This is a genomic window from Acidovorax sp. WCS2018Noco2-16 (assembly GCF_031843945.1).
Classification (GTDB): Bacteria; Pseudomonadota; Gammaproteobacteria; order Burkholderiales; family Burkholderiaceae_C; genus Paracidovorax.
The window spans coordinates 747,744-761,421 of record NZ_JAVTJJ010000002.1 but is presented as its reverse complement, the minus strand read 5'-3'; the positions used below and the strand labels follow the sequence as shown (position 1 = coordinate 761,421).

The 13,678-nt window shown below is 69.5% G+C and carries 13 protein-coding genes; 7 read left to right on the top strand and 6 right to left on the bottom strand.

The annotated features are described in order from the left end of the window. Nucleotides 1-72 precede the first annotated feature (72 nt). From RQI28_RS08895 to RQI28_RS08875, 5 genes are all read left to right on the top strand, one after another. Nucleotides 73-1,071 (top strand): LysR family transcriptional regulator, encoded by a 999-nt coding sequence (locus RQI28_RS08895; protein ID WP_311222929.1) that lies wholly within the window; start codon nt 73-75, stop codon nt 1,069-1,071. Then, entirely contained in the window at nt 1,068-2,834 is a 1,767-nt protein-coding gene (locus tag RQI28_RS08890; protein WP_311222930.1) for an ABC transporter ATP-binding protein, read from the top strand. Before RQI28_RS08895 ends, RQI28_RS08890 begins: the two co-directional genes overlap by 4 nt. A 59-nt stretch (nt 2,835-2,893) precedes the next feature. Beyond that, a complete protein-coding gene (locus RQI28_RS08885; protein ID WP_311222931.1) occupies nt 2,894-3,892 on the top strand; it encodes an ABC transporter ATP-binding protein in 999 nt (332 codons plus the stop codon). A 65-nt stretch (nt 3,893-3,957) separates the two neighbouring features. After that, nucleotides 3,958-4,734 (top strand): ABC transporter permease, encoded by a 777-nt coding sequence (locus RQI28_RS08880; protein WP_311223117.1) that lies wholly within the window; start codon nt 3,958-3,960, stop codon nt 4,732-4,734. A 2-nt stretch (nt 4,735-4,736) separates the two neighbouring features. Continuing rightward, complete coding sequence (locus RQI28_RS08875) at nt 4,737-5,540, top strand: ABC-2 family transporter protein (RefSeq protein WP_311222932.1); 804 nt, start codon at nt 4,737-4,739, stop codon at nt 5,538-5,540. Nucleotides 5,541-5,583: 43 nt separating this feature from the next. Here the strand turns inward: RQI28_RS08875 and RQI28_RS08870 are convergent, their stop codons facing one another. Further along, nucleotides 5,584-7,611 carry an alpha/beta fold hydrolase gene (locus RQI28_RS08870; RefSeq protein ID WP_311222933.1) on the bottom strand — a complete coding sequence of 676 codons (2,028 nt, stop codon included), beginning with the start codon at nt 7,609-7,611 and terminating at the stop codon, nt 5,584-5,586. Continuing rightward, a complete protein-coding gene (locus RQI28_RS08865) occupies nt 7,608-8,678 on the bottom strand; it encodes a DUF4105 domain-containing protein (RefSeq protein ID WP_311222934.1) in 1,071 nt (356 codons plus the stop codon). The genes RQI28_RS08870 and RQI28_RS08865 overlap by 4 nt, the downstream gene beginning before the upstream one ends. 181 nt (nt 8,679-8,859) lie before the next feature. Between RQI28_RS08865 and RQI28_RS08860 the strand changes: the two genes are divergently transcribed. Both RQI28_RS08860 and RQI28_RS08855 read left to right on the top strand, forming a co-directional pair. Then, entirely contained in the window at nt 8,860-9,390 is a 531-nt protein-coding gene (locus RQI28_RS08860; protein ID WP_311222935.1) for a phosphatidylglycerophosphatase A, read from the top strand. A 29-nt stretch (nt 9,391-9,419) separates the two neighbouring features. Further along, nucleotides 9,420-9,953, top strand: coding sequence for a CinA family protein (locus tag RQI28_RS08855; RefSeq protein WP_404976919.1), 534 nt, complete (start codon nt 9,420-9,422; stop codon nt 9,951-9,953). A gap of 70 nt (nt 9,954-10,023) precedes the next feature. Here RQI28_RS08855 and RQI28_RS08850 read toward each other — a convergent pair whose 3' ends face one another. The 4 genes from RQI28_RS08850 to RQI28_RS08835 form a co-directional block, all read right to left on the bottom strand. Then, nucleotides 10,024-10,824, bottom strand: coding sequence for a hypothetical protein (locus RQI28_RS08850; protein ID WP_311222936.1), 801 nt, complete (start codon nt 10,822-10,824; stop codon nt 10,024-10,026). Between the two features lie 103 nt (nt 10,825-10,927). Beyond that, nucleotides 10,928-11,767, bottom strand: a complete 840-nt coding sequence (proC, locus tag RQI28_RS08845; protein WP_311222937.1) for a pyrroline-5-carboxylate reductase — start codon at nt 11,765-11,767, stop codon at nt 10,928-10,930. Between the two features lie 34 nt (nt 11,768-11,801). Continuing rightward, complete coding sequence (locus RQI28_RS08840) at nt 11,802-12,620, bottom strand: VOC family protein (RefSeq protein ID WP_311222938.1); 819 nt, start codon at nt 12,618-12,620, stop codon at nt 11,802-11,804. A gap of 15 nt (nt 12,621-12,635) precedes the next feature. Beyond that, on the bottom strand, nt 12,636-13,613 hold the full coding sequence (locus RQI28_RS08835) for a tripartite tricarboxylate transporter substrate binding protein (RefSeq protein ID WP_311222939.1): 978 nt from the start codon (nt 13,611-13,613) through the stop codon (nt 12,636-12,638). Nucleotides 13,614-13,678 lie beyond the last annotated feature (65 nt).

Genomic DNA, 13,678 nt, shown 5'->3' with positions numbered 1-13,678 from the left:
CCTTGCTGGGTGGGTAGCTGGAATAATGGAAACGCATCTGTGCCTGAGCGGCACAGCCCAAAAGCCCTTCCCATGACGCAAACGACCACTCCTTCCTTATCGTCCAGCGCCGACACCAACCGCTCCGGCGAGCTGGAGGTGCTGGTGATCGTGGCCGAGCGCGGCAGCCTGTCGGCAGCGGCGCGCCAGCTGGGCGTGTCGCCGTCGGCCGTCAGCAAGACGATGTCGAGGCTGGAGGCGCGGCTGGGCGTGCAGCTGCTGCAGCGCAGCACCCGGCGCGTGCAGCTGACGCCCGAAGGCACGCAACTGGTCGAACGCGGCAAGCAGGTGCTGGCCGATCTGGACGACGCCGAGGCGACCGTCGCCGTGCGCAGCGCGCCGCGCGGGCTGGTGCGCATCAGTGCCAGCACCTCGGTCGGCCAGCGGCTGCTGGTGCCGCTGGTGAACCGGCTGCTGGCCACGCACCCGGGCCTGCGGCTGGAGTTGAGCTTCACCGACCACGTGGTCGACCTGGTGGAAAACGGCGTGGACATCGCCATCCGCTGGGGCCGGCTGCCTTCTTCCGACATGGTGGCGCGCCTTCTGGGCCGCACCCGGCAGGTGATCGTCGGTGCGCCCGACTACCTGGCCGCTCACGGCACGCCCCAGCATCCGGGCGATCTGGCGGAGCATCGGCGGCTGGGCTGGAGCTACCGCCGAGCCGTGCCGCACTGGCCTTTCACCGTGGATGGCCAACGGGTGGAGGTGGAGATCGGCGAGACCGTGCGCGTGAACGACGGTGACGTGCTGCGGCGTCTGGCGATCGACGGCGCCGGCCTGGCGCGCCTGTCGCTCTATCACGTGTGGCACGACCTGCAGGCCGGCCGCCTGGTGCCGGTGCTGGAGGCATTCGACACCGGCGAGCTGGAGCCGATCCACGCCGTCTACCTGGGCAAGCCCGACCGCCTGCCGCCGCGTACCCGGGCGGTGCTCGACTTTCTGCAGGCGCATGTCGACCTGCGCCATGCCGAAAGCTGGGCCGGCCCGTCACCTTCCGGCAGCGAAGCCGCGCCTTCACAACCCACCCCATGACAGACGCCCCAACTTCCTCTGACAAGGCAACCCGCCCGCCCGCCATCGGCCTGGGCCGCGCGGCGCAAGACCTGTTCCGCGCGCTCTGGCAGCACGCGGCCGGCGTGCGCCCGCAACTGCTGGGCGCCGCCGGGCTGCTGTCCGGCGCGCAGCTGATGCGCCTGACCATGCCCTGGCTGGCGGCGCAGGCCATCAACGCGCTGCAGCAGGGCAGCCTTACCACGGCCGGCCGCTGGATCGTCTACCTGATCGGCATCTACCTGCTGTCGTGGCTGCTGCACGGCCCGGGCCGGGTGCTGGAGCGCAACGTGGGCGTGCGCGTGCGCGAACGGCTGGCCGACCAGCTCTACGCGCGCATCGCCGCCGCCCCGCTGGCCTGGCGCGATGGGCGGCATTCGGGCGAGCTGCAGCACCGCGTGATGCAGGCCAGCCGCGCGCTGTCGGACTTCGCCCAGAGCCAGTTCGGCTACCTGCAAAGCGCGTTCAACTTCGTCGGGCCGCTGGTCGCACTGGCGCTGCTGTCCGCCACCAGCGGCGCCATCGCGGTCACGGGGTATGTGGTCATCGCCCTCATCATCGTGCGCTTCGACCGCGCGCTGATGCAGCTGGCGCGCGCGGAAAACGACGCCGAGCGCCGCTATGCCGCCGCGCTGCTGGACTTCGTCGGCAACGCCGGCACGGTGATCGGGCTGCGGCTGCAGGCCGCCTCGCGCCGCGTGCTGGGCCGGCGCATGGAGGCCGTGATGGCGCCGCTGCGCCGCGCCGTCATGGTCAATGAAGGCAAGTGGTTCGCGGTCGATCTGCTGGGCATGGGGCTGACGTGGCTGCTGGTGGTCGTCTACGTGCTGAAGCACCGCCAGCCGGGGCAGGCGATTGCGCTGGGCACCGTGTTCATGATCTACCAGTACGCGCAGCAGGCCGCATCGGTCGTCGGCGCCATGGCGTCCAACTTCCAGAGCTTCGCACGCATGCACACCGACTACAGCAGCGCCGAGCCGATCTGGGCCGCACCTGCCGACCCTGCCACTGCCGTCCCTGCCGCCGTGCCCGCCGTGGTGGCTGACGCGCCCTGGCAAACGCTGCAATTGCGCGGCGCCACCTGGCGTTATGAGGGCGATGCGCGTGGCGGCCTGCACGGCGTGGACCTGCTGCTGCGGCGCGGCGCGCGCGTGGCGCTCATCGGCCCTAGCGGTGGCGGAAAGAGCACGCTACTGCGCACGCTGGCGGGCCTCTACGCGCCGCAGGAAGGCACGCTGCTGCGCGACGGCTTGGCGGTGCCGTGGGGCGAGCTGCGCACGCTGGCCACGCTGATCCCGCAGGAGGCCGATGTGTTCGAGGCCAGCGTGCAGGAGAACCTCACTTTCGGCGAACCGGCCGACGCCGCTGCGCTGAATCGGGCCGTGCACACCGGCGTGTTCGACGAGGTGCTGGAGCGCCTGCCCGCCGGGCTGCACAGTCCTTTGTCCGAGCGCGGCGCCAATCTGTCGGGCGGGCAGCGCCAGCGGTTGGCGCTGTCACGTGGTGCTCTGGCGGCGCAGGGCAGCTCGCTGCTGCTGCTCGACGAGCCCACCAGCGCGCTCGACCCGCAGGCCGAGGCCCGCGTGTTCGACCGCATGGATGCAGCGTTTCCCGCCGCGTGCATCGTCGCGTCGGTGCACCGGCCCAGCCTGCTCCCGCGCTTCGACACCGTGGTGGTGGTGGAAGCCGGCCGTGTGGTCGATGCGGGGCCGCGCGATGAGGTGCTGGCGCGGCGGGCGCACTGACGCAGGCACAGGCGTTGGGCGGGAGGGACGGAGGCGGTTTCGGATAGCATCGCGCCCCCATGCCGCAGCACCACATCGTCGTAGACCAACTCGTCAAGACCTACCGCGTGGCCGAGCGCGCGCCGGGCCTGTGGGGCGCCGTGCGCGGCGTATTCCACCGCCGCCATCGCACGGTGCAGGCATTGTCTGGTGTGTCATTCGCGCTCGAGCGCGGCGAGCTGCTGGGCTTCGTCGGCCCCAACGGCGCGGGCAAGTCCACCACCATCAAGATCCTCTCGGGCATTCTGCGGCCCGACGGCGGCACGGTGCGCGTGGATGGGCGCGACCCGTTCGCCGACCGCGAGCGGCATGTGGCCGGCATCGGCGTGGTCTTTGGCCAGCGCAGCCAGCTGTGGTGGGACTTGCCGGTGGACGACGGCTTTGCGCTGCTGCGCGATATCTACCGGGTCGATCCGGCGCGCTTCAAGGCCACGCGCGACGAGCTGGTCGATCTGCTGCGGCTCGAAGGCGTGCTGGCCCAGCCGGTGCGGCAGCTGTCGCTGGGCCAGCGCATGCGCGCAGAGATCGCGGCGGCGCTGCTGCACGAGCCGGCCATTCTGTTTCTGGACGAGCCCACCATCGGGCTGGATGCGCCGTCCAAGCTGGCGGTGCGCGACTTCGTGCTGCGTGCCAACCGCGAGCGCGGCACCACCGTGTTGCTGACCACGCACGACATGCACGACATCGAGGCGCTGGCCGGCCGCGTCATCGTGATCGGCCATGGCCGCGTGCTGGCCGACGCGCCCGTCGACGCGCTGCGCGCCCAGGTGCTGGCCGAGCGGCGGCTGGTGGTGGACTTTGCCGGCCCGGCGCCGGAGGGCATTGCACTGCCCGGCGTGGCCGTGCACGCGCGGGATGCGCAGCGCCTGGTGCTGGGGTTCGACCCGGTCATCACGCCCGCCCCGGTGCTGATCGCGCAGGTGGCTGCGGCCCATGCGGTGCAGGACATTCGCCTGGAGTCACTGCCCATCGAAGAGGTCATCACCCGCTTCTACGCCTTGCACGGGGCTAGCGAGTGACGGCGCGCCAGGCCACGTCCCGCTGGCGCCCTTACTACGCCGCCTTCACCTCACGCTTTCTGCAGATGCTGCAGTACCGCGCCGCTGCGTTGGCCGGCTTTGCCACGCAATGCTGGTGGGGCGGCATCAAGGTCATGGTGCTGGCCGCGTTCTATGCGGGCGGGCAGGGCGGCGTGGCCACTATGCCGCTGGGGCACGCCATCACCTACACCTGGATCGCGCAGGGCCTGCTGGCGCTGCTGCCCTGGTCGGGCGACCCCGAGGTGGCGCAAGCCGTGCGCACCGGCGCGGTGGCCTACGACCGGCTGCGGCCAGTGGATGCCTATGTGTTCTGGTACGCACGCACGGCGGGCTGGATCGCCGCGCGCGTGCTGCCGCGCGTGGGCCTGATGCTGGCCTTCGCGGCCGTGGCCTTGCCGCTGGCCGGCCAGGGCGACTGGGGCTGGCAGCCGCCGGCCGGGCCGTGGGCGGCGGCGTTCTTCGCAGCATCGATGGTGCTGGCGCTGCTGCTGTCCACCGCGCTGGTGATGCTGCTGAATGTGGCGGCTACAGCCGCGCTGGACGCGCGCGGCATCAATGCCTTTGCCATTCCGGCCGTGGTGGTGCTGTCGGGCAATCTGCTGCCGCTGGCGCTCATGCCCGACGCCTGGCAGGCCGCCTTGCTAGCCCAGCCACTGGCGGGGCTGCTCGACATTCCGGTGCGGCTGTACTTCGGCCGCCTCGCCGGCTGGCAGGCCGTGGGCGGGCTGGCGCTGCAGGCGTTCTGGGTGGCTGTGGTGGTGGCCGTGGGCCGCCTCACGCTGGTCCGCACGCTGGCGCGGCTCGATATTCAAGGCGGCTGACGATGGGCTCGTTGGCGCTTTTCTTTCGTTTTGCCGGTGCCTCGCTGTCGGGGCAGATGCGCTACCCCGGCTCTGCACTGCTGCTGACCGTGGGCCAGTTCCTCGCCACCGGTATCGAGGTGATCGCCGTCTGGGCGCTGTTTGATCGCTTCGGTGCGGTGCAGGGCTGGGGCATTGGCGAGGTCGCGCTGTTCTATGGCCTGGTGAATGCCATGTTCGCCATCGCCGACGGGTTGGGGCGGGGCTTCGACGTGCTGGGCACCGAGTTGCTGCGCACCGGCGCCTTCGACCGGCTGCTGCTGCGCCCGCGCCCGATGGCGCTGCAGTTGATGGGCCAGGACGTGCGACTGAGCCGTCTGGGCCGCTTGCTGCAGGCCGCGCTGGTGATCGCCTTCGCCACCGCGCAGGCCGGCATCGCGTGGACGCCGGCCACCATCGCCCTGGGCCTCTTCGCATTGGCTGGCGGCGTGGCGCTGTTCCTGGGCATTCTGGTGCTGCAGGGCACGCTCGCGTTCTGGACGGTGGAGAGCCTGGAGATCGCCAACGTCTTCACCTATGGCGGGGTGGAGGCGGGCCAGTACCCGCTGGCGATCTACGCGCGCTGGTTCCAGCGGCTGCTGACCTTCGCCGTGCCGCTGGCGGCCGTCAGCTATTACCCGGCGCTGGCCATTCTGGGGCGGGCCGACCCGCTGGGCGCGCCGGGCTGGGTCGGTTGGGTGTCGCCGCTGGCGGGCTTCGTGTTCCTGGCGCTGGCATTCGCCGCCTGGGGCGTGGGTCTGCGGCGGCACGCCTCCACGGGGAGCTAAGGCGCGGCCTCACATCCCAGGCGGCGAGGGCGTCAATGCGTCCTCACGGCGTGACACCCCCGCCGTCGTCTTGCAGTTCCTGGCTCAGGATGCGGCGTATCTCCAAAATCGCGCGCGGGTGCTCCTGCACGCTGTGGGCCGACGGCAGCACCAGCTCTGACAGGGCGCCGGGCAGGTGCGCGCTGGCGTAGGGCACGATGCCGTCGGACGACTGCGTGAGCGCCACGCCCGGGGTGTTGTTGCCGATGATCGAGTGGTAGCGCACCCCCGGGCGAACGGGCAGGTCTGCCGTCCATTGCACGTACTCATCGCGGTCGCTCAGGTTGTCGATGCTGTTCGGTATCTGCGCCAGCGGACGTGCGCCGGTCTCGGGCGACACCTCGCGAGCGCGCAGCCTGCCCATTACGCGGGTGATGTCAGCCAGCTGCCGCACCATGCTGACCGGCAGGCTGATCAGGTTGGCGGCCCACCGCGCCAGGCGCTGGTTGGCAAAGGGGGTGCCCCGGTGCGGCGCAGCGATGAAGATGGCGTCGCTGACCTGCGGCATGGCGTCAAAGCGCAGATAGCGATCCAGGGCCTGGCGTGCTCCCGCCTGCTGGGGCTGCGGGCCGACTTCTGCAGGCGCCTCTGGCCCCGGCTCGTCGTCGGGCAACTCGTAGCGGCTCTGCAAGGCGTTCCAGAGCCGGTCGCCGGAGGACGACACCAGCAGGCGCGAGAGCACGCCGCCCATGCTGTGCCCAACCAAGGTGATCCGCTGCGATGCGCGCGCCGTGCCCGCGGGGTCGAAGTGGGCCAGCGTGTCGTGCAGTGCGGCGCCGATCATGTGGCGGTTCACTGCCAGCGGCGCGTTGGTAGGGTAGTACACCTGCCAGATCTGGTAGTTGCGCCGCAGCGTCTCGTCCCCCAGCACTTCGTTGGCGACGTTGATCCATGCCTCGGGGCTGCTGGCCAGGCCGTGCAGCATGACGATGATGCGGCGGTCGGGGTCGTACGGCTGCAGCAGGTCTACACGAGGGCGGTCGATGCCGCCGGCGCGGCCCAGCACCGTGTTCAGCGCCTGCGTGGCGAAGCCCGAGCGCGCCAGCCACAGGCCGTAGCCGGCCGTGAAGTTGGCGGCCAGCGGAACGGCATGTGCGGCGATGGTCTCCGACGCCGTGCGATACGGGTCGCGCACCAGCACGCGGATGTCGCGCGTGGCCAGCACCTGCTGGCGGGTCGCACCCTCGAAGGCCATCAGCGCGGTTGCAGGCGGAAACTGCATGGTCTGGAACGGCGCGGCCGCTTCATCGGCCCGGCCCGGCGGTGTTGCCGCCTGTGCCTTGGGCGGCGCCATCACCAGCACCAGTTCGGCCCCGAAGCCGTCACGGCGATACACGTTGCGCAGGCCCGAAAAACGCAGCGACGCCGCGGGAATGATCTCGCGCACTGCGTCTGGATCGAAGCTGTCGCGTTGCAGCGCGCTGAAGTCCAGGTGCCAGTCGCCTACGGTGGCGGTCTGGCGGGCATCTTCTTCGCGCCGCCTGGGGTCGTCCAGCCCCGGCCGCGCCCTGAACATGGCCGTCAGCGCCTCTTGCACCGCGTAGTTGTAGTAGTCGCGCACTTGCGCCTGGCGGTCTTCAAACGCGCGTTCGCTGGGCGCGCGGTCGCTGAAGAACAGGTAGGCGTAGGCGTGGCGGGCGGCCTCCAGCCACAGGCCGATCTGCACGTCCAGCGGCGGTGCGTCGGTGGCCGCTGCGCGCGCGCCGGCCTGGGCCGCATCCAGCCACACCTCTGCCAGCGTGGCCAGCCGCTGCTCGTCGGTAATGCCGGGGGACTGGCGCAGGGTCTCGCGGCAAGCCGGTGCATCTCGCTCGCACAGCGTCTCGTCCAGGCCCACCACGCGCAGCACCTCGCGTGCAGCAGGGCTCAGCTCGCCGGTGGTGAGCACGTCGCTGCGGCGCTGGCGCAGGTAGTCGGCCGTGGAGATGGAATCCACCTGCACGCCGGCGCAGCCTGCCAGCAGGGCGGCCACCGCTGCGAGTGCGATGGTGCGCAACCACGCAGCCCACGTTGTCTGGCGCTCCGATGTCATGGCCGTGCCTCCTTTTTCGCCGCCTTCAGTTCGGGCAAGCCGACGCGGATGGCCTGCGAGAACGCCTGAGGTGTCGCCGTCGGCGCCTGCCTTGCGCGCTCGGTGATCCGGCTGGCCGCCTGCAAATCGGCCAGTGCCATGCCGGGCGCCAGCACGCCCAGGGCATGCAGGTAGCCCGGCAGATAGCCCGAGGCCAGCAGCCGCGCGTCCAGCGGCAGACCGGGCGCGATGCGGCGCGCCATGTCGAACACCACCGTCGTGCAGTTGCCGGTGAGCGTGTGATAGAAGCGCGGCGCGCGGCGCAACTGCTGGGCGGTGTCCACGTAGGCCAGGAACAGTGAACGCATGGCGGCCGGGCTCATCGCGACGCGGTACAGATACACGTCTTCACCGCGCGCCCGTGCGCGAACGCCCAGGATGTCTCGCTCCTCGGCCGCCACCAGCGTCGCCTCGAACTGCTTGACGAAGCCGCCCAGGGCGGAGAACTGCTCACCGCGTTCCTTGCGGATCTCCAGCGAGAAGGTCAGAAAGCGCCCGTCGGCAAAACCGAACGACACCAGCGTGTGGGCGATGGCCGGCCCCATCCAGTACGACAGGGCCATGTCGACGGAGCGCAGCGCATTCAGGTCGACCTCGCGCTGCACCCAGCGCGGCGTGTAGTCGGCTTCGCCGCGCCAGTCGAAGTCGCGCACGTTGTCCAGCGTCACGCGCGAGCCCTCTACGCGCGCGTCCAGCAGCTGGGACACATCGTCGGCCCATGCGCGCTGCTGCTGCGGCGCGATGGTGGCCCACCACGCCAGCAACGCCACCAGCGCGACTGCGTAGGTCGTGCAGGCGGCCGCTGCACCCTGGCGGCGCCAGGCGGTGCGCGCCACCCACAACGTGAGCAGGCCCCAAGCCACTATCGCCACCGTGCGCAGCCATGCAGGCACCGGAAGCTGGAACCACAGCGCCAGGCTGGTCCAGCCGCCGGCTGCCAGCAAGACCAGGGTGAAAACGACCAGGCCAGCCCACCGCAGTGCGCGGCGGGGCCTGGATTGCAGCGGGGACAGGGCCTGTGGTGTCATCGTGCGTGAGGTGCGGAGGCGGTGCAAAAGAGGAGCGGGCGCCATTGTGCTGCCACGTGTGCAGCCATGTGCGCTGCTAGCATGGGCGCCTGCGCGCCGGCCTCTTGCGCCCGGCGCCAATGGTGGCTCTGCTGTTGGCCTCAGCGCTCCCATCCCCGCATCGTGCCTTTGCCCGTTACCCATGCCCTTGTCGTCGTCCGCCCCCCACGTGCCGCCTCCTGCCGGGCTGCGCCGGTTTCTGCTGTCGCACCCTGCACACTTCATCGCGCTGGGTTTCGGCAGCGGCCTTTCGCGCGTGGCGCCGGGCACCGTCGGCACGGCGTGGGGCTGGCTGGCGTATCTGATGCTGCAGGCCTGGCTAACGCCGGCGGCCATCGGCATCGTCATTGCCGTGTCGCTGGTGGTGGGCTGGTGGGCATGCACGGTGTCCGCACGGCACATGGGCGTGGCCGACCCGGGCAGCATCGTGTGGGACGAGGTCGTCGCCATCTGGATCGTGCTGTGGCTGGCCATGCCAATGGGTTTCTGGGGGCAACTGGCGGCGTTCGCGCTGTTTCGCTACTTCGACGCGGCCAAGCCCGGCCCGGTGCGCTGGGCCGACAGCTGCTTCAAGGGCTTCGGCTGGCGCGGCGGCTTCGGCATTCTGTTCGACGACCTGGTGGCTGCGTTCTGCACGCTGCTGGTCATTGCGCTGTGGCGGTGGTTCTGGTGAGTCGCATCGATTTGCTATCAAAAGAGGAGCTGTCGGCGCTTGATGGACAAGCGCTGGAGGCCGATTTGACTCATATTTCCCATCTGCTGGCCGCGCGCGGGTGGATGCTGGCCACCGCCGAGAGCTGCACCGGTGGCCTGATCGCAGGCGCCTGCACCGACCTGGCGGGCTCCAGCGCCTGGTTCGAACGCGGCTTCGTTACCTATTCCAACGCCGCCAAGACAGAACTGCTGGGCGTGCCCGCCGACCTCATCGCCGCCCATGGCGCGGTGAGCGAGCCCGTCGCGCGCGCCATGGCGGATGGCGCCGTGGCGCATTCACACGCCCAGGTCAGCGTGGCCGTCACCGGCGTGGCAGGGCCCAGCGGTGGCAGTGCTGACAAGCCCGTCGGCACGGTGTGGTTCGGCTGGCGCGTGGGCGAGCGCACGCTGACAGAGATGCGCCGCTTTGACGGCGACCGAGCCGCCGTGCGCGCGCAGACGGTGGCGCATGCCTGCCGGCGGCTGGCAGAGTTGCTGGGTGAGGCGCAAGCCCCCTACATGAACTCAGTAGCGAGGCGCTGAACCATCGGGCGTGGATCAGTTCGCGCAGCTATCAGCTGTGCGGCCGCAATCAGTGTCGACGCTCCGGCGTTTAACGCGGCAGCCCCAGATCCGTCGAGGAGCAACTCTTACGGCCACCGGTCACCACCGCGAAGACCGGGTCCCTGGAGCCCAGGCAGGCACCAGCGAAGTCGATTCTGGCGTAGCCGTCGATGTACATCCGGCCTGTCACCATTCCAGTGCGACTGACTGTGAATCGTTCGAGTCGATAGGAGCCATTGGCCGAACCTGTAATGTTTCCGCTGCACGTAGCGGTTCCGTCAGACTCCAAACCTCCGCCCGCCAACCGATACGCACCCGTCAGCTGACACGTTGAATTGTTCAGCGTCGCGATCTGCATTCTGAACACCCCTTCATTCGCGGTGACAGTCAGCGTGGCGGGCAGTACGTCGCCCACAAAGGGATCGAATCCACCGTACACCGCGAAACGGTTGTTGAACCGAATCGGATATTCCTCGTAGTGATAGCGCGATATGCGCCTTGGAGCGTCACCGGGCAGCGTGACGGTGCCCGTTGTGGAGGAGTCGAAGGTCAGCTGGATCGGGCCGAGGCTTGCCGCTTGTTCGCCGTTGCTTGCCTCACCCCCTGTGCCGATCGAAGGGCCATTCCGGAACTCTTGCAGCGTGCCCGCGAATGCCGAGGAATCGGGCGCCCGCAGCCCACTGGCCTGCAGGAATACTGCCGAGCCATCGCTGCGGTAGCCCAAGTACGACACGATCATCGCCCGGCCGTTTTGCATGTCGATCTGCAGGCTGCGCCCCGGCTTGCCACTCAATTCATTGTCGAAAGCCCACATGCCGGGTTCGGGCTCGAACTCCTGGAAGTTGAGCAATTGTCCAGGCGCCAGTGAACCACAGATGCAGCCCGTCACCAACCCTGCGAAGGGAGGGGCAGGCCGCCCCCGCCGATCCAGGCCAGTGCGCTACGAGCCTTGTTCATCCGCCGAACTCGTCGCCCAACTCGCGTGCCCGGTCTTTTGCCGCATGCAGGGCGCGAGCGAACTTCTGGCCCAGCTCGTCCTGCTCCATCGACGTGATGGCGGCGTAGGTGGTGCCGCCCTTGGACGTGACGCGCTGGCGCAGCACGGCCGGGGTTTCCTCTGACCGGCGGGCCAGCTCGGCCGCTCCGGTGAAGGTGCCCACGGCCAGGCGATGCGCCTGATCGGCCGACAGGCCCATCTCCACGCCGGCCGTCGCCATGGCTTCCAGGAAGAAGAACACGTACGCGGGGCCGGAGCCGGACAGCGCGGTGACGGCATCCAGCTGCGTTTCGTTATCGACCCACAGCAGCTCGCCCGTGCTGGCCAGCGTACGCTCCACCAGCGCGCGGTCGGCCGCAGTGATGGCGGCGCGGGCGAACAGGGCGGTCATGCCGCGGCCGATGAGCGCGGGCGTGTTGGGCATGGTGCGCACGATGCGATCAGAGCCCAGCCACGCGGCGATGCTGTCCGAGCGGATGCCTGCGGCCACGCTCAGATGCACTGCCTGCGCGCTGGTGAACGGGCGCGCAGCAGCGGCAGCGTCCTTGAATGTCTGCGGCTTGACGGCCCACACCACCAGGTCTGCACGCTGCAGGGCGGGGCCGGCTTGCTCCAGGGCGGTGATGCCGTAGTGCTGCAGCAGCGCGGCACGCGCCTCGGCCCAGGGTTCCACCACATCGATGCGGTCGGCCGGCACGCCTTGCTGGATCAGCCCGCCGATGACGGCGCTGGCCATGTTGCCGCCGCCAATGAAGGCGATCTGGGGCTGAATGATTGCAGTGGCAGTGGTGTTCATGGCGAGTGCGTCGAAAGGTTCAAAGGTGGGCAGTTTAGGCAATGCCTGCCGTCTGCCATTGCAGCGCAACGCCGTGCGTGGCCGACAAAGATGGAATGGGCTGCAACGGGGCTTGGGCGCATTGGACAACCATTGCGCAAGGACCCTCGCCGCGCGAGGCCAGCCGCTCGCGCAGGGTATGGGCGGCGGTGCCGGGCACGGTGCCTTCGTCTTCCAGGCTTTGCAGCACCAGACGCGTGGCGCCCAACTGCAGCCGAGCGCTGCGGATGCCCTCGGCACTGGCAACCGGCGCCGTCTGCCCCTGCTCGCCCAGCAAGGCCTGGTAGCGCGCCAGCGTGGTATCGAGGTCGCGCACGGCTACCGTCACCTGCGCCACGCCCTGGGCACCGTTGGGGTGGATGCGGGCGTCGCCTTCGGGCACGCGCAAGGCTCTTGGCGTGATATCTCCACACAGGAACGGGACGTCCGGCGTGGCGTGGCGGGCGGTCTGCCAGCGCAGTTGCACGCCGTCGGGCCGCAGCCGGCCTCCGTCGAGCGTGCCGGTCAGCGTGACGAGCCCGCGGGCGCGTGCATCCGCCAGCGCTTGCACCGTGCTCTGCGGCAGCAGCGCGAAATCCACCAGACCTTCGCCGTGGCCCTGCAGCGTGCGCCACCAGCGCTCTTCAGGGGCCGGGGCCTGCCATGCGATGAGTTCCAGGTAGGCGCCGTCTGCAAAAACCACCAGCGCGTTGTGCGAGGTGCGTCCGGGGTGCTGTCCGCCGGCAAGCACCTGGAAGCCGAGCGCGCCGTAGTTTGCAACGGCAGCCTCCAGGTCGGTCACCGCAATGACGATGTGATCGAGTGCGAAAGGCATGTGGTGGCGGCCCTTCTAGTCTTCGAGCTTCAGCTTGGTTTTGCGCACGAACTGGCCCCAGCGCTCGTATTCCGTGCGCACATGGCGATCCAGGCTCGGCCCGTCGCTGGCGATGACTTCGAAGCCGGCCTGCGTGAGTTTGCCCTTAACGTCGGGGGTGTTCAGGGTGGCCTGGAAATCTTCGGTCAGCTGCGTCACGGTCTGGGCCGGCGTGGCGGCGGGCACGAACAAGCCGATCCACGAATAGGCTTCAAAGCCGGGAAAGCCCGACTCGGCCACGGTGGGCACGTCGGGCAGCTCGGGCAGGCGCTTGGCGCCCGTGACGGCCAGCGGCTTGATCTTGCCAGCCGCAATCTGGCCACGCAGTGCGGCGTAGCTCAGCAGGGTGAGGCTGGTCACGTCGCCCAGCACGGCCTGCACAGCAGGGCCGCCACCGCCGAAGGGCACGTGCAGCACGAAGGTGTTCGAACGTTGCTTGATGTCTTCCATCACCAGGTGGTTCATCGAGCCCAGGCCGGTGGACGCGTAGCTGTACTTGCCCGGCGCCTTGGCGGCCAGTTCGATTAAGCTGCGCAGGTCCTTGGCCGGCACCGAGGCCGACGCGCCGATCACCAGCGGAAACCGCAGCGCCAGCGACACGCCGGTGAAGTCCTTGAACGTGTCGTAGGGCAGGCGCGGCTTGGCGATGGGGTTGATGGCATGGGTGTCGAAGCTCACCAGCACGGTGTTGCCGTCCGGCGCCGACTTGGCCACGTACTGCGTGGCGATCTGGCTGGCCGCGCCCGGACGGTTTTCCACGATCACCGGGCGGCCGGCTTTCTCGGACAGGCGCGGCTGCAGAATGCGCGCGGCGATATCGGTACTGCCACCGGGCGGGAAGGTGATCACCAGCTTGAGGTTGGCGTCGTTGCTGGCTAGCGCGGGGCCGCCGAGCCCCAGTGCCGAGACAAGTGCGGCCGACAAAATCTGGCGGCGGGAGGCGATGCAGTTCATGAAAACTCCTCTTGAAGTGAATCAGCACCAGACGCCGCAGCGGGCGCCCTCGGGTCATTCCATCA